Origin of the sequence: Streptomyces hiroshimensis (assembly GCF_014650335.1) — a bacterium.
Lineage (GTDB): Bacteria > Actinomycetota > Actinomycetes > Streptomycetales > Streptomycetaceae > Streptomyces > Streptomyces hiroshimensis.
This window is the reverse complement of record NZ_BMUT01000008.1, coordinates 280,664-298,960: the sequence shown is the minus strand read 5'-3', so window position 1 is coordinate 298,960 and position 18,297 is coordinate 280,664. Positions and strand designations below refer to the sequence as shown.

Genomic DNA, 18,297 nt, shown 5'->3' with positions numbered 1-18,297 from the left:
GGGCGGGCTGCGCCACATGCAGTGCCGACCATCCCAGGTCAGCGGTCTGCGGGCGGGACAGGCATGCGATCGAACCCATGCGGCGAGCTCCCATTCCTCGGTCGGGCCAGTAGCCACCGGTCCAGTAGCTGATGACGACTGGCACAACATCGCCGGGGCACGGGGCATTCCCGGAATCCTCCGGAATTCAACGGCTCTTTCGGAATCCGGAATTCCGGGTCTTCGGTGAATTCGGCCGGCCCGGTGACTTCAGGGGCCGGTGACTTCAGCGGCCGGTGACTTCAGCGGCCGATCCCGTCCAGCCAGTCCGCGACGGCCCCGGTGAGGCCGGACAGGGCCTCCTCCTGCCCGATGGCGGCCTTCTTCGGCACGGCGAAGCCGTGGTCACCGTGCGGCACGGGGATCAGGCGGGTGCCGGACGGGAACTCCTCGGGGCGGCCGAACGGGTCCTTGGCGCCCTGGACCACGAGGGTGGGCAGGCCGGCGCCGGTCAGCTCCTCCGCGCGGGACTTCTCCGGCTTGCCCGGCGGGTGGAGCGGAAAGCTCAGGGCGAGCACGGCGACGGCGCCGAGGCCGGCCGCGGTGCGGCAGGCGACGCGGGCGCCCGCACTGCGGCCGCCGGCCACGACCGGCAGCCCGGGCTTCTGCAGCCCGGGCCACAGAGCCGTCCAGGCGGCGTCCAGCGTCTTCGGCGCCGGGGCTACCTTCTTGCCGACGACCCGCCAGGGCTGCTCCACCAGGGCGACGGTGACGCCGTGCGCGGGCAGCGCGGCGGCGAGGGCCTGCAGGTCGCGGGCCTCGATGCCGCCGCCGGCCCCGTGCCCGAGGGCGAGCACGAGACGCGCCTGCGGGGCGGGGTGCCAGTGGATACGGGCGTCGCCCGCGGGGGTGGGAACGGTCTCGATCACCCGTCCATCATCGTCCACCGCGCCCCGGAACCCCTTCACAGGAACCGAAACGGCGCTCAAGCCCCCGGAACGGCGCTCATGCCCTCAGAACAGCGTCGCTTCCTCCGGCGCCTCCAGCTCCTTCAGGAGCTCGGGGCCGTTGTTGCGGACGTCGCTGACCGCGGTCGCGACCGGGTAGGCGCGGACGGTTCCCGCGGGCGGCGGGGCCAGCAGGGCCCGCAGCTCGTCCACGGACGTGCACGCCGGGTCCAGCCAGGCGGCCCACCGGTCCGGCGGCAGCACCAGCGGCATCCGGGGGTGGATCTCGGCCAGGGAGCGCGGCCCGCCGCCGTCCGGGGCCGCGTCCCCCTCCGGGGAGGCGAACGGCGCGGGCTCCGCCTCCGTGGTGATCACCGTGCAGGTGGCCCACCAGGCGTGGGGGTGGTCGGGCGGCAGCGCGGGATCGCGCCAGAACTCGTACAGCCCGGCCATCGCCATGACCGAGCCGTCGGCCGGGGTGACGAAATAGGGCTGCTTCCGGGTCCTCTTCTTACGGCCCTTCTCCTCCAGCTCCCGCTCGGCCGCGCCGGTGACCCACTCGTAGTATCCGTCGGCAGGTATCAGACAGCGGCGCGTCTCGAAGGCGCGCCGGTAGGACGGCTTCTCGTGGACGGTCTCGGCCCGGGCGTTGATCATCTTCGCGGCGCCCTCGGGCGACTTGGCCCACGACGGGACGAGGCCCCAGCGCAGCGGGCGCAGCTGGCGAACCGGACGCCGGTCGGCTGCGTCTTTCAGAGGACGTTCGAGCACCGCGTGGACGCTCTTCGTCGGGGCCACGTTCCAGTCCGGAGCGAGGGCCTCGGTCGGCTCCCACTTCTCGACGCCGAAGAGCCCCACGAGATCCCCGGGCTCCCGGCTCGCCGCATATCGACCACACATGTTCGCCAACCCTGCCACGGACCCACGAGGAGCCGCGCACAAATGGACAGCACCGAAGCCACCGCCCTGTGGGACCGCGTGGTGGGGACCCAGCCCGCGCCCTCCGTATGGCTGGCGGCCGCCACGGGGCTCGTCGCCCTCACGGCGGTGGCCCCGCGCGGCATATGGCTGGTGACCCGCAACGCCGTCACCATCGCCCACGAGGGCGGCCACGGGCTGGTGGCCCTGCTGGCCGGGCGGCGGCTGGAGGGCATCCGGCTGCACTCGGACACCTCCGGTCTGACCGTCTCGCGCGGCAAGCCCACCGGCCTCGGCATGATCCTCACCGCCGCCGCGGGCTACCCCGCCGCCTCGCTGCTGGGGCTCGGCGGAGCATGGCTGCTTTCCGCCGGTCACATCACGGCGCTGCTGTGGCTCGCCACGGCGCTGCTCGCCGCGATGCTGCTGATGATCCGTAATGCCTACGGGGTGCTGACGGTGGTGCTCTCGGGCTCCCTGTTCGTGCTGGTCTCCTGGCTGGCGGGGCCCGCCGTGCAGGCGCTGTTCGCGTACGGGGTCGTGTGGTTCCTGCTGCTCGGCGGCGTCCGCCCGGCCTTCGAGCTGCAGCGCAAGCGCCGCTACCGCGGGGCCCCGGACTCGGATGCCGACCAGCTCGCCCGGCTCACCCACCTGCCCGCGACGGTGTGGCTGGTTTTTTTCCATGTGATCTCGCTGAGCGCGCTGACCGGCGGAGGGCGCTGGCTGCTGGGGCTGTGACCGGCGGGGGCGCGTACAGAGCTCGGTAAGGTAAAGGCATGACCGAGAACCCTGCGCACACAGACCTCTGGCCCGCCCCCCTCGCCACGGGAGCGGTCGACGCGACCGTCACCGTGCCCGGTTCGAAGTCGGTCACCAACCGCGCGTTGGTGCTGGCCGCGCTCGCCTCCGAGCCCGGCTGGCTGCGCCGCCCCCTGCGCTCCCGCGACACCCTGCTGATGGCCGAGGCGCTGCGCGCCATGGGCGTCGGCATCGAGGAGACCGTCTCCTCCAGCTCCGGCGACGCGGACAGCCCGGCCGGCTCCGGCGAGGCGTGGCGGGTCATCCCGGCGCGGCTGCGCGGCCCGGCCACCGTGGACGTCGGCAACGCCGGCACGGTGATGCGCTTCCTGCCGCCCGTGGCGAGCCTGGCCGACGGCCCGATTCGCTTCGACGGCGATCCGCGCAGCTACGAGCGCCCCCTGCACGGCGTGATCGACGCACTGCGCGCCCTGGGCGCCCGCATAGACGACAACGAGCGCGGCGCACTGCCGCTGACCGTGCACGGCGGCGGCGCCCTGGAGGGCGGCACCGTCGAGATCGACGCCTCGTCCTCGTCGCAGTTCGTGAGCGCGCTGCTGCTGTCCGGCCCGCGCTTCAACCAGGGCGTGGAGGTCCGGCACACCGGCTCCGTCCTGCCGTCGATGCCGCACATCCGGATGACGGTCGACATGCTGCGCCAGGCCGGTGCGCAGGTGGACACCCCCGAGTCCGGCGGCGAGCCGAACGTGTGGCGGGTCTCCCCCAGCGCCCTGCTCGGCCGCGACGTCGTGATCGAGCCGGACCTGTCCAACGCGGCGCCGTTCCTGGCCGCCGCCCTGATCACCGGCGGCCGGGTCACCATCCCCGACTGGCCCGAGCGCACCACCCAGCCCGGCGACGCCCTGCGGGAGATCTTCACCGCGATGGGCGGCTCCTGCGAGCTGACCGAGGCCGGCCTGGTCTTCAGCGGCACCGGCCGCATCACGGGCATCGACGCCGACCTGCACGAGGTCGGCGAGCTGACCCCGGTGATCGCCGCCGTCGCGGCGCTCGCCGACTCCGAGTCCACCCTGCGCGGCATCGCCCACCTGCGGCTGCACGAGACGGACCGGCTGGCCGCGCTGGCCAAGGAGATCAACGAGCTCGGCGGTGACGTCACCGAGACCGCGGACGGGCTGCACATCCGCCCGCGCCCGCTGCACGGGGGGGTCTTCCACACCTACGAGGACCACCGGCTCGCCACCGCGGCCGCCGTCATCGGCCTCGCGGTCGACGGCGTCCAGGTGGAGAACGTCGCCACCACCGCCAAGACCCTGCCCGACTTCCCGGAGCTGTGGACCGGGATGCTGGGGACCGTCGCGGGGGCGACGACGGCTCCGAGAGTCTGAGAGATCCGGGAAAGCCAGGTAAGTCAGCAATGCGCCGCTACGGCAAGAACCCCGACGAGGACGACGTCCGCGTCCGCCCCAACCGCAAGGGCAACCGCCCGCGCACGACGATCAGGCCCAAGCACGAGGATGCCGCCGAAGGCTTCGTCCTGACCGTGGACCGCGGCCGGCTGCACGTCCTCATCGAGGACCGCACCGTCGTGGCGATGAAGGCCCGCGAGCTGGGCCGCAAGAGCGCCGTGGTCGGTGACCGGGTCGCGGTCGTCGGTGACCTCAGCGGCGCCAAGGACACCCTCGCCCGCATCGTCCGGGTCGAGGAGCGCAGCTCCGTGCTGCGTCGTACGGCCGACGACGACGATCCGTACGAGCGGGTCGTCGTCGCCAACGCCGACCAGCTGGCGATCGTCACCGCCCTCGCCGACCCCGAGCCGCGCCCGCGCCTGATCGACCGCTGCCTGGTCGCGGCGTTCGACGCGGGCCTGGAGCCGCTGCTCGTGCTGACCAAGTCCGACCTGGCCCCGGCGGAGAAGCTGATGGAGTCCTACGGCTCCTTCGGCATCCGCTACGTGGTCACCAGCCGCGAGGAGCTGACCGAGGGCGACGCCGCCGACCGGGTCCGGGAGAAGCTGGAGGGCCGGATCACCGCGTTCGTCGGGCACTCCGGCGTCGGCAAGACCACGCTGGTCAACGCGCTCGTGGAGCGGCAGCGGGCCACCGGCCACGTCAACGCGGTCACCGGCCGCGGACGGCACACCACCACCTCCGCGCTGGCGCTGCCGCTGCCGACCGGTTCGGGCTGGGTCATCGACACCCCGGGCGTCCGGTCGTTCGGCCTCAACCACATCGATCCCTCCCGCGTCATCCACGCCTTCCCCGACCTCGAACCGGGCACGGAAGGCTGCCCGCGGGCCTGCAGCCACGACGAGCCGGACTGCGCCCTGGACGCATGGGTGACCGACGGCCACGCCGATCCGCAGCGGCTCTACTCGCTGCGCCGGCTGCTTTCCACGCGGGAGCGGCGCGAAGGCGATTGATCGCCTACGTTTGCGAGTGACCGCCAGCGGCAAGGGCATCAAGCACAGCGGGACGGACGGCGGTCACCGAGACGCGGGAGGCAAACTGATGGCGTGGCTGCTGGTCGTGGTCGCCGGACTGCTGGAAACCGGCTTCGCGGTCTGTCTCAAGCTCTCCCACGGTTTCACCCGGCTGTGGCCGACGATCGCGTTCGCGTGCTTCGCGCTCGGCAGCTTCGGCCTGCTGACGCTCTCCCTGAAGAAGCTGGACGTGGGCCCGGCCTACGCCGTGTGGACGGGCATCGGCGCGGCCGGCACGGCGATCTACGGCATGGTCTTCCTCGGCGACCTGGTCTCGACGCTGAAGCTGGTGTCGATCGGCCTGGTGATCCTGGGAGTGATGGGCCTGCAGCTGTCGGGTTCGGCGCACTGAGCCCGGCCGGCGGCCCATCACGTACGTACCGGTTCCGGTGACCGCGCATTCCGCCGGACTCTCGCCGTGGTGGCACAACACCGTTGCGGCGGGAAGATTTTCTCCGCGCCGAAGGCCAAGGGGCAGAGGGCCCGGCCCCTCGCGACCCTTCCGGCTGCGTGAAGAAGCGAGCCCGCGCCCCTTCTCTCCGCCGCGACGGCGCGCAACCCCCGCGGCGCATGCCGGCGGTGCCCAACCCCCCGCCGGCCGTCATCCGCTAGCCCGCGGCGAAGTGGCAAGCCGCGACCTGGTCGCCGCCAAGAGACCGCGGCGCAGGCCGCACCCCCTCGCACCGTGACCTCTCCGCGTCCCCCAGGGCCGCGTACAGCGGGCACCGCCCGCGAAACCGGCACCCCTCGTCCCGTACCGCAGGACTGGGCGGGTCCCCCGCCAGCAGGATCCGTTCGCGGGCGCGCTCCCGCGAGGGGTCCGGCACCGGCACGGCCGACAGCAGCGCCTGCGTATACGGGTGCCGCGGCCGGGCGAAGACCTCCTCGACGGGCCCGGATTCCACGGTGCGGCCGAGGTACATGACGCTGACGCGGTCCGCGATGTGCCGCACGACGGCCAGGTCGTGCGAGACGAAGAGGTAGGCGAGGCCCAGTTCGCGCTTGAGGCGCTGCAGCAGGTTGAGCACACCGGCCTGCACGGACACGTCCAGTGCGGACACCGGTTCGTCGAGGACGAGCAGCTCGGGTTCGACGGCGAGCGCCCGCGCGATACCGATCCGCTGCCGCTGTCCGCCGGAGAACTCGTGGGGGAAGCGGTCCGCGTGGGCGGCCTCCAGGCCGACGAGCTCCAGCAGCCGGGGGATCCGGCCGGCGGCGTCCGCCCGCCCGTGCCCCTGGGCGCGCAGCGGCTCGGCGACGATCTCACCGACCGGCATGCGGGGGTCGAGGCTGGCCATGGGGTCCTGGAAGACGATCTGTACGGAGCCGCGCAGGGCGTGTGCCTGGCGCTTCGTCAGCCCGGCGGCGGAGCGGCCGAGGATCTCGACCTCCCCGGCCTCGGGGGCGGCCAGTCGCAGGATCTCCATCAGGGCGGTGGACTTGCCGGAGCCGGACTCACCGACGAGGCCGAGGGTCTCTCCCCGCCGGATGTCGAGGTCGATGCCGTCGACGGCGTACACGCTGCCGACGCGGCGCCGGAAGGCGGTGCCCTTGAACACGGGGAAGGTCTTGGCCAGCCCCTGGACGCGCAGGACGGCGGGCCGTTCGCTGCGAGGCGCCTCGGCGCCGGCGGTCGCGGGCGGGATCTCGGGCACCGGGTAGAGGCCGGGGCCGGGTGTCTTGACGCAGGCCGCGAGGTGGTCGTGGTCGTCGCCGGTCCCCGTGAGCGCGGGCTCGTCACCGCAGGCGTCGTCGGCGAGCGGGCAGCGGGGCGCGAAGGGGCAGCCGCCGGACAGCTTGCGCAGGTCGGGCGGTGATCCGGGGACGGGGGTGAGCGGGCGCCCGCCGGTGTCGGGGCGGGGCACGGCGCCGAGCAGTCCGATGGTGTACGGCATGCGCGGCGCGGCGAACAGCGCATCCACGGGCGCGCTCTCCACGACGCGGCCCGCGTACATCACGGCGACGCGGTCGGCCATGCCGGCGATGACGCCGAGGTCGTGGCTGACGAGGAGCAGCGCGGCGCCGGTCTCGCGCCGGGCGGTGCGCAGGACGTCGAGGATCTGGGCCTGGACGGTGACGTCGAGGGCGGTGGTGGGTTCGTCGGCGAGGATGACGTCGGGGTCGTTGGCGACGGCCATGGCGATCACCGCGCGCTGGCGCATGCCGCCGGAGAACTCGTGCGGGTAGGCGCGGGCGCGCCGGGCGGGGTCGGGGATGCCGACGAGGTCGAGGAGTTCGACGGCGCGGCGCCGGGCCTGCTCGCGCGTGACGTCCTGGTGGACGCGGACGGCTTCGGCGATCTGGTCGCCGATGCGGTGGACGGGGGTGAGGGCGGAGAGCGGGTCCTGGAAGACCATGGCGACGCGGCTGCCGCGCAGCCGGGACAGCGCCTTCTCCCCCGCGCCGAGCAGTTCGGTGCCGCCGGCCAGGACGGAGCCGCGGACGCGCGCGGTGCGGGGCAGCAGCCCCATGGCGGCGAGGGCGACGGTGGACTTGCCGGAGCCCGATTCGCCGACGAGGCCGAGGACTTCGCCGGGGTTCAGGGTCAGGTCGACGCCGCGGACGGCGGGCACCGGGCCTTCGGGTCCGTCGAAGTCGACGTGCAGGTCGCGTACGGCCAGGGCGGCCGTGCGGGCCGGGGTCACCGCGTCAGCGGGCGGCGCGGTCATGGGTGGTTCCCTTCCGGCGCGGGCGGCGCCTGGTGCGGTGGTGGCCCGAGGTGGGGTCGAGGGCGTCGCGCAGGCCGTCGCCGAGGAAGTTGACCGCGAGGACGAAGACGACGAGCAGTCCGGCGGCGAAGAAGAACATCCAGGGGTAGGTGAGGGCGGCGTCGGAGCCGTCGGCGATGAGGGTGCCGAGGGAGACGTCGGGGGGCTGCACGCCGAAGCCGAAGTAGGACAGGCCGGTCTCGCTCATGACGGCGCCGCCGACGGCGATGGTGGCGTCGACGATGAGGAAGGAGGAGACGTTGGGGAGGATGTGGCGCGCGATGATGCGCAGCGGGTGCACCCCCATGAGCTGGGCGGCCCGCACGAATTCGCGTTCCTTGAGGGAACGGGTCATGGAGCGCACCACCCGCGCGGTGATCATCCAGCCGAAGACGGCGAGGAGTCCGACGAAGACGATCCAGCCGCGCTCGCGCAGCCGGGGCGAGACGATGGCGATGATCAGGAAGGCGGGGAAGACCAGGAGGAGGTCGATGAAGAAGGTCATGATCCGGTCGGTCCAGCCGCCGAAGTAGCCCGCGCAGGCGCCGACGACGGAGGCCAGGACGGTCGCGGTGAGGGCCGTGAGCAGGCCGATCAGCAGCGATTTCTGCAGCCCGTGGAGGACTTGGGCGTACACGTCCTGGCCGATGCGGTTGGTGCCCCACCAGTGATCGGCGGAGGGCGCCTCGCGCAGTGCGCTGTAGTCGATGTCCGTATGGCTCCAGGGGGTGAGGTAGGGGCCGGCGAAGGCGAGCAGGAAGAGCAGCAGGAGGACGACGGCGCCGGTGAGGGCGTTGCGGTTGGCGGCGAAGCGGCGCAGGGCGACGCGGCCCCGGCCGCGGGCCGCGGGAGGGGCGCTCGCCGCGGGGTCGGCGGTGGGGACGGTGGCGGTGGTGGTCATGGCGGTGTGCCTCGCTCAGCTGGTGCGGACGCGCGGGTCGAGCGCGGCGTGGAGGACGTCGGCCAGGAAGCCGGAGAGCAGCACCATGACGGCGGCGAACACGTTGACCGCGACGACGGAGTTGACGTCGCTCTTGCCGATGGCGTCGATGAACCACGAGCCCATGCCGTGCCAGCCGAAGATCTTCTCGGTGAAGGCGGCGCCGGTGAACAGGGCGAGGAATCCGTAGGCGAAGAACGTGGACATGGGCACGAGCGCGGTGCGCAGTCCGTGGGTGAGGACGGCCCTGCGGTGCGTGAGCCCCTTGGCGCGCGCGGTGCGCAGGAAGTCCGAGCCGAGGACGTCGAGCATGGTGCCGCGCTGGTAGCGGCTGTAGGCGGCGGCGGTGCCGAGCGCGATGGAGAGGGTCGGCAGCAGCAGGTGGGCGGCGCGGTCGCCGAGGAGCGTGCCGGCGGATCCGCTGAGTCCGGGGGTCTTCTCGCCGGTGAAGGAGATCAGTTCGGTGCCCGCGGCCTGATTGACCTTCATCGCCCCGAGCTTGAGCAGGACGGCGAGGAGGAAGGTGGGCGTGGACAGCAGCAGGAAGGCGAAGACGGTGACCGCGCGATCGGAGAAACGATACTGCCGGAGCGCGCCCCAGGCGCCCGCGAGGATGCCGGCCACGGTGCCGAGCAGCGTGCCCGCGAACAGCAGCCGCAGGCTGACGCCGATGCGGCGGCCGAACTCCTCGCCCACGCTGCTGCTGTCGATGGTCCGCCCGAAGTCCCCGCGCACGGCGTGCGAGACCCAGGTGCCGAAGCGCTCCATCAGCGGGGTGTGGTCGTTGATCCCGAGCTCGGTCAGCTGCGCCTCCACCGAGGCGGCCGGGGGCGGCGGTTGGCGGCCTTCGAAGTATCCGCGCGGGGAGAGCGCCAGCGACGACAGCACGTACGACAGGAAGACGGCAACGGCCAGAAGTAGCGCGTAGTAGCCGAGTCGTTTCGTCAGATAGGCGAGCACGGTGGGTGACACTATCCGGCGGAACCTACCGTTCGGTTTCTTTCTGTTTCGGATGTGTTTCGTGCGTGATAAATCATGTAAACGCTTGACCGTAGAGGCCTGTTGAGACGGCAGTGACGTGCTTACGGTGACCGGGCCGTCCGTCCCCCAGGAGAGGAAATCCGCCATGATCAGGCCCGTCAGAGCCACCGCCCTCGCGGCCGCGGCCGTGTCCGCCGCGCTGGTGGTCACCGCCTGCGGCGGCTCGGAGAAATCCCCGGACGACGGCGGGCAGGGCAAGGCGGCACCGGCGGCGGGCGCCCAGGACCTCAACCCGCACCCGGTGGGGGACCTGAAGCAGGGCGGCGTCTTCAAGGTCTCGACCCAGCAGTGGATCAACCAGTTCAACCGCTACCAGACGGACGGCAGTCAGGGCGACGCCGCCTCGATCACCGCCCTGGTGGAGCCCGACCTGTTCACCTTCGACGCGAAGGGCGTCGCGCACTCCAACCCGGACTTCCTGGTCTCCGCGAAGGTCGTCTCCACCGACCCGCAGGTGGTGTCGTACGAACTCAACCCGAAGGCCAAGTGGTCGGACGGAAAGCCGCTGGGCGTGGCCGACTTCGAGGCCCAGTGGAAGGCCCTCAGCGGCAAGGACAAGGGCTTCCAGGTCGTCTCGACCAGCGGCTACGACCAGATCGCCAAGGTCGAGCAGGGCAAGGACGAGCACGAGGTGCGGGTCACCTTCGCGACCCCGTTCGCCGACTGGCAGATGCTCTTCGACCCGCTGCTCCCGGCCTCCCTCAACGCCACCCCCGACAGCTTCAACAAGAGCTGGACGGGGCGGATCCCGGTCACGGGCAACGCCTGGAAGGTCGGCCAGTACGACAAGACCGCGAAGACCATCACCCTGGTCCCGGACCCCGCCTGGTGGGGCGAGAAGCCCAGGCTGGACAAGTACATCTTCTGGGCCATGGACAGCAAGGCCCGCACCGACGCCTACCTCAACAAGGAGATCGACGAGACCCCGGCCTCCGCCCCGGAGGCGTACCAGCGGCTCAAGGGCGACAAGAACACCGACTTCCGCATCGGCGCACGCTGGGACCAGGTGACGCTCAGCATGAACGGCGCCCGGGGCCCGCTCCAGGACGTCAGGGCACGCCAGGCCGTGACCCTCGGCGTGGACCGCGAGGCGCTGGCGAAGGTGGCGGGCAAGGACCTCCCCTTCCAGCCCAAGGTCGTCGGCAACCACTTCTTCATGCCGAACCAGGAGGGCTACCGGGACAACGCCGGCGCCTTCGGCAAGCGGGACGTCGAGCGGGCGAAGAAGCTGCTGGACGAGGCGGGCTGGAAGGACGAGGGCGCGGGGAAGCCGCGGACGAAGGACGGCAAGCCGCTGGCCCTGGAGTACGTGATGCCCGCCGACGCCATCTCGCTCGCCGAGGACCAGGCCAAGATCACCCAGCAGATGCTGGGCGAGATCGGCATCAAGGTCGATCTGCGCAAGGTCCCGGCCGACGACTACTTCGACCGGTACGTCCACCGGGGCAACTACGACCTCACGCAGTTCCGCCAGGTCGACCGGATCTACCGCTCCGACTCCTACCAGGACTACCGGCAGCCGGACGGCGACAACTCCTTCAACAACCACGGCCGGGTCTCGTCGCCCGAGGTGGACAAGCTGCTGGTGGAGGCGTCCCGGACCGCCGACGTCCAGAAGCAGATCGCGCTCTACAACGAGGCGGACGCCAAGGTCTGGGAGCTCGGTCACTCGGTGCCGCTCTACCAGCGCCCCCAGATCATCGCGATCCGCAAGGGCCTGGCCAACACCGGTGCACCGGGGCTGGGCGACGAGAACAGCGTCCGGATCGGGTGGCTGAAGTAGCGGCTGTCCCGAATCGAGCAGTGAGCGGAGCAGTGACGGGCGCCTTGACCGTTCACTGCTCCGGACGCGGGCCTTCCGCGGCGTACTCGCCCACAAGGGTGCGGACCAGACGGGCGACGTGCGCGGCGGCCTCCTCGTCCGACGCGCCCGGGGCGACGACATAGGACAACGTCAGCCGTACGGCCGCCTCGCAGGCCCACCGCGTGGCCTCCGGCGCCCGGTCGGCGGAGGTGCCGCAGACCGCCCGGACGGCGCGGTCGCGGACGGCCTCGGCGAGCGCCGCGGCACCGGGCGCGGAGCGCGTCCGGGAAGGGGCGAACGGGCCGCGCGGGGCGGGCGGCGCGGGTGCCGCGGCGGCCGGGAGCCGCTCCCCGCGGCACCCCGTGAGCGCGGCCCGGACGAGGGGGTTGGCCCGGGCCGTGCGCAGGATCCAGCAGGCGGCGGCCGCGCAGCGGTCCCCGGCGTCCGCGGCGGCGCCGGCGGGCGGGGCGGCGGTGGCGGGCGCGGCCGCCAGGGCCCGCTCGACGCCGGTGAGGAAGGCCTCGGCCTCCCGGCGGACCAGGGCGCGGGCGAGGCCGTCCTTGCTGCCGAACTCGTTGTAGAGCGTCTGCCGGGAGACCCCGGCCGCGGCCGCGACGTCCACCATCCGGACCCCGTTCCAGGGCCTGGTGCGCAGCGCCGCGAAGGCCGCGTCCAGCAAGAGCTCTCGTGCCGCGGGCATCGTCGCCTCCCCGGCCGTCCGGCCGCACGACGGCTGTGGCCACAGAATTGACGTGCCGCCATACGGTGTCAAGAGCCGTGGGCGGGCCGCGAGTGCCTGAGCTGCGGCCACGGGTACTGTTCAGCCATGTCCGACTACCACGATGATCTGCGTCTGGCCCATGTCCTCGCGGATGCCGCCGATGCGGCCACCATGGACCGGTTCAAGGCCCTCGACCTGAAGGTCGAGACCAAACCGGACATGACCCCGGTGAGCGAGGCGGACAAGGCCGCCGAGGAGCTGATCCGCGGCCATCTGCAGCGTGCACGGCCGCGCGATGCGGTGCTGGGCGAGGAGTTCGGCAGCGAGGGCACGGGCCCCCGACGCTGGGTCATCGACCCCATCGACGGCACCAAGAACTATGTGCGCGGGGTGCCGGTCTGGGCCACGCTGATCTCGCTGATGGTGCAGGTCGAGTACGCGGGCTCGATCGGTTACGAGCCCGTCGTGGGCGTGGTGTCGGCGCCCGCGCTGGGCCGCCGGTGGTGGGCGGCCAAGGGCTCCGGCGCGTACACCGGCCGCAGCCTGACGTCGGCGACGCGTCTGCAGGCCTCCCGCGTGGGCCGTATCGAGGACGCCTCGTTCGCCTACTCCTCGCTCGGCGGCTGGGAGGAGCGCGGCCTGCTGCCGGGCTTCCTCGACCTCACGCGCGACTGCTGGCGCACCCGCGGCTACGGCGACTTCTGGCCGTACATGATGGTCGCCGAGGGTTCGGTGGACATCTGCGCCGAGCCGGAGCTGTCGCTGTGGGACATGGCGGCGAACGTGGTCATCGTGGAGGAGGCCGGCGGCCGCTTCACGGGGCTGGACGGCCGCCCGGGCCCGCACAGCGGCAACGCCGCCGCGTCCAACGGCCTGCTCCACGACGAGCTGCTGGGCTACCTGCGCACGTAGCGCCCTCGGGGCGGATCCGGTGGCGCCGCCGAGCGCGGTTACGGCTCTGCGCGCCCCTTGTTGGGCAGGCCGTGCCGTGTGACGATGAAAGCCCCACGCTTGTGAACTTGTGAATCCCGGCAGGGGGTTCGCGGTCCACCAAGGAGGTGGCTCCAGCCATGCTCGTCCGCGACGCCATGAGCACGGTGGTCCTCACCATCGGCCCCGCCCACACCCTCCGACAGGCAGCCAGGCTGATGTCCGCGCGCAGGATAGGCGCGGCGGTCGTCCTCGACCCCGACACCAGCGGGCTCGGCATCCTCACCGAGCGGGACATCCTCAACTCCGTCGGCGCCGGGCAGGACCCGGACCGGGAGGCGGCCCACGCGCACACCACGACGGACGTCGTCTTCGCGGCGCCCGAGTGGACGCTGGACGAGGCCGCGGCCGCCATGTCGCGCGGCGGCTTCCGCCATCTGATCGTCCTCGACGGCCAGGGGCCGGTCGGCGTGGTGTCCGTGCGCGACATCATCCGCTGCTGGGTGCGGACGGGTGCCCGCGGGGCCCGGGAGGACGCCGGGGTGCTGGCGGGCTGAAAGCAGCCGGGCAGCCGGGAAGGCCGGAGCCCATTGGCGTCCGGCCTCCCCGGTTTGTACGGCGAGCGCCCGGTTCTAGCCGCGCAGGGCCTGGACCGCGGCCTCCAGTCGCTTGCCGTAGTCGGAGTCCGCCTGGCGGAAGTTGTTGATCGCGCGCTCGGCTATGTCGTCGCGCGACACCTTGGCGATAAAGCCGGCGAGGTTGGCGATCAGGCGCTCCTTCTCCTCCTCCGACATCAGCCGGTAGAGGTTGCCCGCCTGGACGAAGTCGTCGTCCTCGGCGTGCAGGGGCGCCGCGTGGTTGCCGGTGTCACCGGCGACGGAGGTGGCCCCCCACAGCGGCCGGCCGGTCTCCTTCGGGCCGCCGAAGCTGTTGGGCTCGTAGTTCTTGGAGCGGCCGTGACGGCCGTCGTAGGCGTAGCCGTCGCGGCCGTAGGTGTTGGCCACGGTGGCGCGCGGGCGGTTCACCGGCAGGTGGTCGGCGTTGATGCCGACGCGGTAGCGGTGGGCGTCGCCGTAGGCGAAGAGCCGGCCCTGCAGCATCTTGTCCGGGGAGGGGCCGATGCCCGGCACGAAGTGCGCCGGCGAGAAGGCGGACTGCTCGACCTCGGCGAAGACGTTGTCGGGGTTGCGGTTGAGCTCCAGCTTGCCGATCTCGATCGGCGGGTAGTCCTCGTGCGGCCACACACGGGTGAGGTCGAAGGGGTTGAAGCGGTAGTGGGCCGCCTCGTCCGCGGGCATGATCTGCACCTGCACGGTCCAGGTGGGGAACTCGCCGCGCTCGATGGCCTCGCGCAGGTCGCGCTGGTGGAAGTCGGGGTCCTCGCCGGCGAGGCGGTTGCCCTCGGCCTGGGTGAAGTTCTTGATGCCCTGGTCGGTCTTGAAGTGGTACTTGACCCAGAAGACCTCGCCGGCCGCGTTCTGCCACTGGAAGGTGTGCGAGCCGTAGCCGTTCATGTGGCGGTACGAGGCGGGGATGCCGCGGTCGCCGAAGAGCCAGGTCACCTGGTGGGTGGCCTCGGGCGAAAGCCCCCAGAAGTCCCAGACGTTGTCCGCCTCCTGCGAGCCGGTGTACGGGTCGCGCTTCTGGGTGTGGATGAAGTCGGGGAACTTGATGGCGTCCTTGATGAAGAACACCGGGGTGTTGTTGCCGACGAGGTCGTAATTGCCCTCCTCGGTGTAGAACTTCAGGGCGAAGCCGCGGGGGTCGCGCACCGTGTCGGCCGAGCCGAGGTTGCCGGCGACGGTGGAGAACCGCAGGAACGTCTCGGTCTGCTTGCCCACCTGGGACAGGAACTTCGCCCGGGTGTACCGGGAGACGTCGGCGGTCACGGTGAACGTGCCGTACGCACCGGCGCCGCGGGCGTGCACCACGCGCTCCGGGATCCGCTCGCGGTTGAAGTGCGCGAGCTTCTCCAGCAGCGACTGGTCCTGGATCAGAACGGGACCGCCGACGCCCGCGGTCTCGCTGTTCTGGTTGTCCGCGACCGGAGCTCCGGACTCCGTGGTCAGCGGGCCCGTCGTGGGAATGGTCTCGCCCTGAACCGACACGTGTGCCTCCGTCATCTCGTCCCTGATCGCTCCGGCCTGATCTCTCCGGCCTTGGCCTGATCGCTTGGCCTGAGCCGAGCTCGATCTTACATTAGACAATGTCTAAGTCAAGATGGACCTAACATAAAAACGAGATCCAATCGTGGACGAGGGCCGCTGCTACGCTGGTCCTATCTGACTGATAGGTGAATGGCATGAGTGACCTGCTGGAACGACTCCGGGGACGCGGCTGGCGGCTGACCGCACAGCGACGCGTCGTGGCCGAGGTCCTCAACGGGGACCACGTGCACTACACCGCGGACGAAGTGCACGCCAAGGCCGCGGAACTGCTGCCGGAGATCTCGCGCGCGACCGTGTACAACACCCTCGGGGAGCTGGTCTCCCTGGGCGAGATCATGGAAGTGAGCACGGACGGGCGCGCCAAGCGCTACGACCCCAATGCCCACCACGCGCACCAGCACCTGGTGTGCTCCCAGTGCGGCACCATCCGGGACGTCCACCCCACGGGCGATCTGCTGGCCGTCCTGCCGGCCGAGGAGCGCTTCGGCTTCCAGGTGGCGGCCGTCGAGGTGACGTACCGGGGCATGTGCCCCAACTGCTCCGCGGCCTGAGCCGCTCCGCCGACGGGCGCCGGGGGGGCGCCGGCGGGGGGGCGGGGCGGGGGCGTGCGCGATCGCGCCGGGTCCGGAAACGACGAAGGCCCGGATCCTGAGGATCCGGGCCTTGCCTACAGTAGCGGGGACAGGATTTGAACCTGCGACCTCTGGGTTATGAGCCCAGCGAGCTACCGAGCTGCTCCACCCCGCGTCGTTAGCTTTACCCTAACCCGTTCGGCGCAGTAGAAGCAAATGGTCACCCCGGCCCGCCGCTACGCCACGCCCACTCCCCCGTCCCTAGCGCCCCTACGCCGCCCCGCCCCTACGCCGTCAGCTCCTGCTGCAGCGCATCGCGCAGGCGGGCCGCGCGCTCGGCGACCTCCGGCGGCCCGAGCGCGACCGCCCGGTCGCACCAGTGCCGCCCTTCGGTGAGATCGCCGCGCCGGGCCGCCAGCAGGGCGAGCCGCAGTGCGGCGCGCCCGTGCCCGGCCTCGGCCGCGCGGGCCCACCACAGGGCCGCTTCCGGCTCGCTGCCCTCGCGCGCCAGCAGCAGGCCCAGGTTGAAGGCGCCGTTGCGGCTGCCGGCCTCGGCCGCCTCGCGGTACCAGTGCGCGGCCTCGACGACGTCACCCCGCTCGGCGACGAGCATCCCGAGCCGTACCTGCGCCCGCCGGTGGCCCTGCCGGGCCGCCCGCTCGTACCACTCCTCGCACTCCTCGCGGGCCTCCTCGTCCCGGTCGAGCAGCGTGCCCAGCCGGAAGGCGGCCTCCGCGCTGCCGCCGCGCACGGCCACCCGCAGGTGGCGCTCGGCGGCCTCCTCGTCGCCGTCCCGCAGCAGGGCCATGGCGACCTGGAGGGCGGCGTCGGTGTGCCCGGCGGTCGCGGCGCGCTCGTACCACTGGAAGGCCGTGCGGTCCTCGTCGCGCCCGGCGTAGAGGATGCCGAGGTTGAAGGCGGCGTCGACGCTGCCCGCCTCGGCGGCCTTGGAGAACCACGGCTCCGCGCCGGCCGTGTCACCGGCCTGGAGGAGCAGCACGGCGAGGGCGTTGGCCGCCTCCTTGTGGCCTGCGTAGGCCGCGCGGCGGTACCACTGCTCGGCCTGGGCCGTGCGGCCCTGCTCGGCGCAGAGCAGGCCCAGGTTGTAGGCGCCGTTGACGTCGCCGTGGTCGAGCGCCGAGCGGTACCAGCGCTCGGCCTCCTGCGCTTCGCCGCGGTCGGCGTGCAGGGCGCCCAGGGCGTTGGCGGCGTTGCCGTCGCCGTCCTGGGCGGCGCGGCGCCACCACACGGCGGCGCTGTCGGCGTCCCCGGCGTCGCGCAGCAGGAAGCCGAGCGCGCAGGCGGCCCGGGGCTCGCCGTCCTTGGCCGAGGTCAGGTACCAGCGGGCGGCCTCCTGGGTCTCGCCGCGGCCCTCCAGCAGGGTGCCGAGGTGCAGGGCGGCGCGGCGGTGGCCGCGGGCGGCGGCCTGGCGGTACCACTGCTCGGCCTCGCGGGCCGGGCCGCCGCCGTCACGGCCGCCCGCGGCGGCGGCGCGCAGCTCGCGCACGGAGGTCTCGACGCCGCCGGGGCCGAGGGTCTCGGCGCGCGTGCGCGGCGCCCGGCCGTCCAGGATGCGGGCCAGGCGGTAGGCGGCCTCGCGGTGCCCGCGCTCGGCCGCCGCCCGGAACCAGCGCTCGGCACCGACGTCGCTGCGGTGCTCCAGCAGGTCGGCGAGGGCGTAGGCGCCGAGGGCGTGCCCGGTTTCGGCCGACTGGCGCAGCCAGTACTCGGCGGCGGGCTCGTCCCCGCGCTCGCGGTGGTAGCGGCCGAGGGCGTGCGCGGCGGCGGCGGACCCGGCGACGGCGGCGATGCGCCACCACCCGGCGGCCTCGTCGGCGTAGCCCCGCTGGTGCAGCAGGACGCCGAGGTTGTTGGCGGCGGAGCGGTCGCCGTCGGCGGTGGCGGCGCGCAGGTGGCGCTCCGCCCCGTCGAGGTCCCCACGGCGCAGCAGCAGGGCGCCGAGCATGCTCAGAGCGGCGGGGTCGCCGCTCTCCGCGGCGCGGCGGCGGGCGGTCTCCAGCTCGAGGTCGGCGGCGTCGCCGGCGTCGGCGGAGTCCGCCGTGCCGGGACGGAACCCCGGCATTTCCTGGTCGCTCCCGTCACCGGGAGCCTCTACAAGCCGGCCTGTCTCCCACAGCGTCGTCCTGTCCCCCATAAGCCCCATCGTCGCACCACCCGCAACCCGCGTACACCTGGTATACCGCAGCCAGTGAGGTCACTTCAGCGTTTTGTCGACTTCCCGACTTCCCGACACGACGGGGCTCCAAACTCTCCACAGAAGCCCCGCACACAACCCGCACAGTCCGCGTCACCCGGACACCGCACGAC

Annotated in this window: 16 protein-coding genes and 1 tRNA gene; 8 read left to right on the top strand and 9 right to left on the bottom strand. The window is 72.5% G+C overall.

What is annotated here, in order from left to right:
- Positions 1-281: 281 nt before the first annotated feature.
- The gene (locus tag IE241_RS20010) at positions 282-908 is read right to left on the bottom strand and encodes an alpha/beta hydrolase family protein (RefSeq protein ID WP_190023150.1); all 627 of its coding nucleotides are present in this window, start codon (positions 906-908) and stop codon (positions 282-284) included.
- Positions 909-992: 84 nt separating this feature from the next.
- On the bottom strand, positions 993-1,826 hold the full coding sequence (locus tag IE241_RS20005) for an SOS response-associated peptidase (RefSeq protein ID WP_190023149.1): 834 nt from the start codon (positions 1,824-1,826) through the stop codon (positions 993-995).
- A 42-nt stretch (positions 1,827-1,868) separates the two neighbouring features.
- On the opposite strand from IE241_RS20005, the gene IE241_RS20000 reads away from it, so the two are divergent.
- The 4 genes from IE241_RS20000 to IE241_RS19985 all read left to right on the top strand — a co-directional run bounded on the left by IE241_RS20000 (position 1,869) and on the right by IE241_RS19985 (position 5,437).
- Positions 1,869-2,582: a M50 family metallopeptidase gene (locus tag IE241_RS20000; RefSeq protein ID WP_190023148.1), complete on the top strand. Its 714-nt coding sequence runs from the start codon at positions 1,869-1,871 to the stop codon at positions 2,580-2,582.
- A 38-nt stretch (positions 2,583-2,620) separates the two neighbouring features.
- The gene (gene aroA, locus IE241_RS19995; RefSeq protein WP_190023147.1) at positions 2,621-3,991 is read left to right on the top strand and encodes a 3-phosphoshikimate 1-carboxyvinyltransferase; all 1,371 of its coding nucleotides are present in this window, start codon (positions 2,621-2,623) and stop codon (positions 3,989-3,991) included.
- A gap of 29 nt (positions 3,992-4,020) precedes the next feature.
- Positions 4,021-5,025, top strand: coding sequence for a ribosome small subunit-dependent GTPase A (rsgA, locus tag IE241_RS19990; RefSeq protein ID WP_190023146.1), 1,005 nt, complete (start codon positions 4,021-4,023; stop codon positions 5,023-5,025).
- Positions 5,026-5,113: 88 nt separating this feature from the next.
- Positions 5,114-5,437, top strand: coding sequence for a DMT family transporter (locus tag IE241_RS19985; RefSeq protein WP_030366234.1), 324 nt, complete (start codon positions 5,114-5,116; stop codon positions 5,435-5,437).
- 256 nt (positions 5,438-5,693) lie between these two features.
- On the opposite strand, the gene IE241_RS19980 is transcribed toward IE241_RS19985, so the two are convergent.
- The 3 genes from IE241_RS19980 to IE241_RS19970 are packed head-to-tail and all read right to left on the bottom strand — an operon-like array spanning position 5,694 to position 9,693.
- Positions 5,694-7,754 carry an ABC transporter ATP-binding protein gene (locus tag IE241_RS19980; protein WP_190023145.1) on the bottom strand — a complete coding sequence of 687 codons (2,061 nt, stop codon included), beginning with the start codon at positions 7,752-7,754 and terminating at the stop codon, positions 5,694-5,696.
- Positions 7,735-8,694 (bottom strand): ABC transporter permease, encoded by a 960-nt coding sequence (locus tag IE241_RS19975; protein WP_190023144.1) that lies wholly within the window; start codon positions 8,692-8,694, stop codon positions 7,735-7,737. Before IE241_RS19975 ends, IE241_RS19980 begins: the two co-directional genes overlap by 20 nt.
- A 15-nt stretch (positions 8,695-8,709) precedes the next feature.
- Positions 8,710-9,693, bottom strand: a complete 984-nt coding sequence (locus tag IE241_RS19970; RefSeq protein WP_190023227.1) for an ABC transporter permease — start codon at positions 9,691-9,693, stop codon at positions 8,710-8,712.
- Positions 9,694-9,859: 166 nt separating this feature from the next.
- On the opposite strand from IE241_RS19970, the gene IE241_RS19965 reads away from it, so the two are divergent.
- Positions 9,860-11,557 (top strand): ABC transporter family substrate-binding protein, encoded by a 1,698-nt coding sequence (locus IE241_RS19965; RefSeq protein ID WP_190023143.1) that lies wholly within the window; start codon positions 9,860-9,862, stop codon positions 11,555-11,557.
- A gap of 52 nt (positions 11,558-11,609) precedes the next feature.
- Here the strand turns inward: IE241_RS19965 and IE241_RS19960 are convergent, their stop codons facing one another.
- Positions 11,610-12,278 (bottom strand): TetR/AcrR family transcriptional regulator, encoded by a 669-nt coding sequence (locus tag IE241_RS19960; RefSeq protein WP_190023142.1) that lies wholly within the window; start codon positions 12,276-12,278, stop codon positions 11,610-11,612.
- A gap of 126 nt (positions 12,279-12,404) precedes the next feature.
- On the opposite strand from IE241_RS19960, the gene hisN reads away from it, so the two are divergent.
- Both hisN and IE241_RS19950 read left to right on the top strand, forming a co-directional pair.
- Positions 12,405-13,211: a histidinol-phosphatase gene (gene hisN, locus IE241_RS19955; protein WP_190023141.1), complete on the top strand. Its 807-nt coding sequence runs from the start codon at positions 12,405-12,407 to the stop codon at positions 13,209-13,211.
- A 158-nt stretch (positions 13,212-13,369) separates the two neighbouring features.
- The gene (locus IE241_RS19950) at positions 13,370-13,786 is read left to right on the top strand and encodes a CBS domain-containing protein (protein WP_190023140.1); all 417 of its coding nucleotides are present in this window, start codon (positions 13,370-13,372) and stop codon (positions 13,784-13,786) included.
- A 75-nt stretch (positions 13,787-13,861) separates the two neighbouring features.
- On the opposite strand, the gene IE241_RS19945 is transcribed toward IE241_RS19950, so the two are convergent.
- Positions 13,862-15,352, bottom strand: a complete 1,491-nt coding sequence (locus IE241_RS19945; RefSeq protein ID WP_190023139.1) for a catalase — start codon at positions 15,350-15,352, stop codon at positions 13,862-13,864.
- Between the two features lie 179 nt (positions 15,353-15,531).
- On the opposite strand from IE241_RS19945, the gene IE241_RS19940 reads away from it, so the two are divergent.
- Positions 15,532-15,948, top strand: coding sequence for a Fur family transcriptional regulator (locus IE241_RS19940; RefSeq protein ID WP_190023138.1), 417 nt, complete (start codon positions 15,532-15,534; stop codon positions 15,946-15,948).
- A 122-nt stretch (positions 15,949-16,070) separates the two neighbouring features.
- On the opposite strand, the gene IE241_RS19935 is transcribed toward IE241_RS19940, so the two are convergent.
- Together IE241_RS19935 and IE241_RS19930 are read right to left on the bottom strand one after the other, a co-directional pair.
- Positions 16,071-16,144, bottom strand: a tRNA-Met gene (locus tag IE241_RS19935).
- A 111-nt stretch (positions 16,145-16,255) separates the two neighbouring features.
- Positions 16,256-18,133, bottom strand: coding sequence for a tetratricopeptide repeat protein (locus IE241_RS19930; protein WP_190023137.1), 1,878 nt, complete (start codon positions 18,131-18,133; stop codon positions 16,256-16,258).
- Between the last annotated feature and the right edge of the window lie 164 nt (positions 18,134-18,297).

Excerpts from the sequence above, each read along its gene's own strand:
- IE241_RS20005 (WP_190023149.1), bottom strand. The coding sequence starts at position 1,826 with ATGTGTGGTCGATATGCGGCGAGCCGGGAGCCCGGGGATCTCGTGGGG.
- IE241_RS20000 (WP_190023148.1), top strand. The coding sequence starts at position 1,869 with ATGGACAGCACCGAAGCCACCGCCCTGTGGGACCGCGTGGTGGGGACC.
- aroA (WP_190023147.1), top strand. The coding sequence starts at position 2,621 with ATGACCGAGAACCCTGCGCACACAGACCTCTGGCCCGCCCCCCTCGCC.
- rsgA (WP_190023146.1), top strand. The coding sequence starts at position 4,021 with ATGCGCCGCTACGGCAAGAACCCCGACGAGGACGACGTCCGCGTCCGC.
- IE241_RS19985 (WP_030366234.1), top strand. The coding sequence starts at position 5,114 with ATGGCGTGGCTGCTGGTCGTGGTCGCCGGACTGCTGGAAACCGGCTTC.
- IE241_RS19980 (WP_190023145.1), bottom strand. The coding sequence starts at position 7,754 with ATGACCGCGCCGCCCGCTGACGCGGTGACCCCGGCCCGCACGGCCGCC.
- IE241_RS19975 (WP_190023144.1), bottom strand. The coding sequence starts at position 8,694 with ATGACCACCACCGCCACCGTCCCCACCGCCGACCCCGCGGCGAGCGCC.
- IE241_RS19965 (WP_190023143.1), top strand. The coding sequence starts at position 9,860 with ATGATCAGGCCCGTCAGAGCCACCGCCCTCGCGGCCGCGGCCGTGTCC.
- IE241_RS19960 (WP_190023142.1), bottom strand. The coding sequence starts at position 12,278 with ATGCCCGCGGCACGAGAGCTCTTGCTGGACGCGGCCTTCGCGGCGCTG.
- hisN (WP_190023141.1), top strand. The coding sequence starts at position 12,405 with ATGTCCGACTACCACGATGATCTGCGTCTGGCCCATGTCCTCGCGGAT.
- IE241_RS19950 (WP_190023140.1), top strand. The coding sequence starts at position 13,370 with ATGCTCGTCCGCGACGCCATGAGCACGGTGGTCCTCACCATCGGCCCC.
- IE241_RS19945 (WP_190023139.1), bottom strand. The coding sequence starts at position 15,352 with ATGACGGAGGCACACGTGTCGGTTCAGGGCGAGACCATTCCCACGACG.
- IE241_RS19940 (WP_190023138.1), top strand. The coding sequence starts at position 15,532 with ATGAGTGACCTGCTGGAACGACTCCGGGGACGCGGCTGGCGGCTGACC.
- IE241_RS19930 (WP_190023137.1), bottom strand. The coding sequence starts at position 18,133 with ATGGGGCTTATGGGGGACAGGACGACGCTGTGGGAGACAGGCCGGCTT.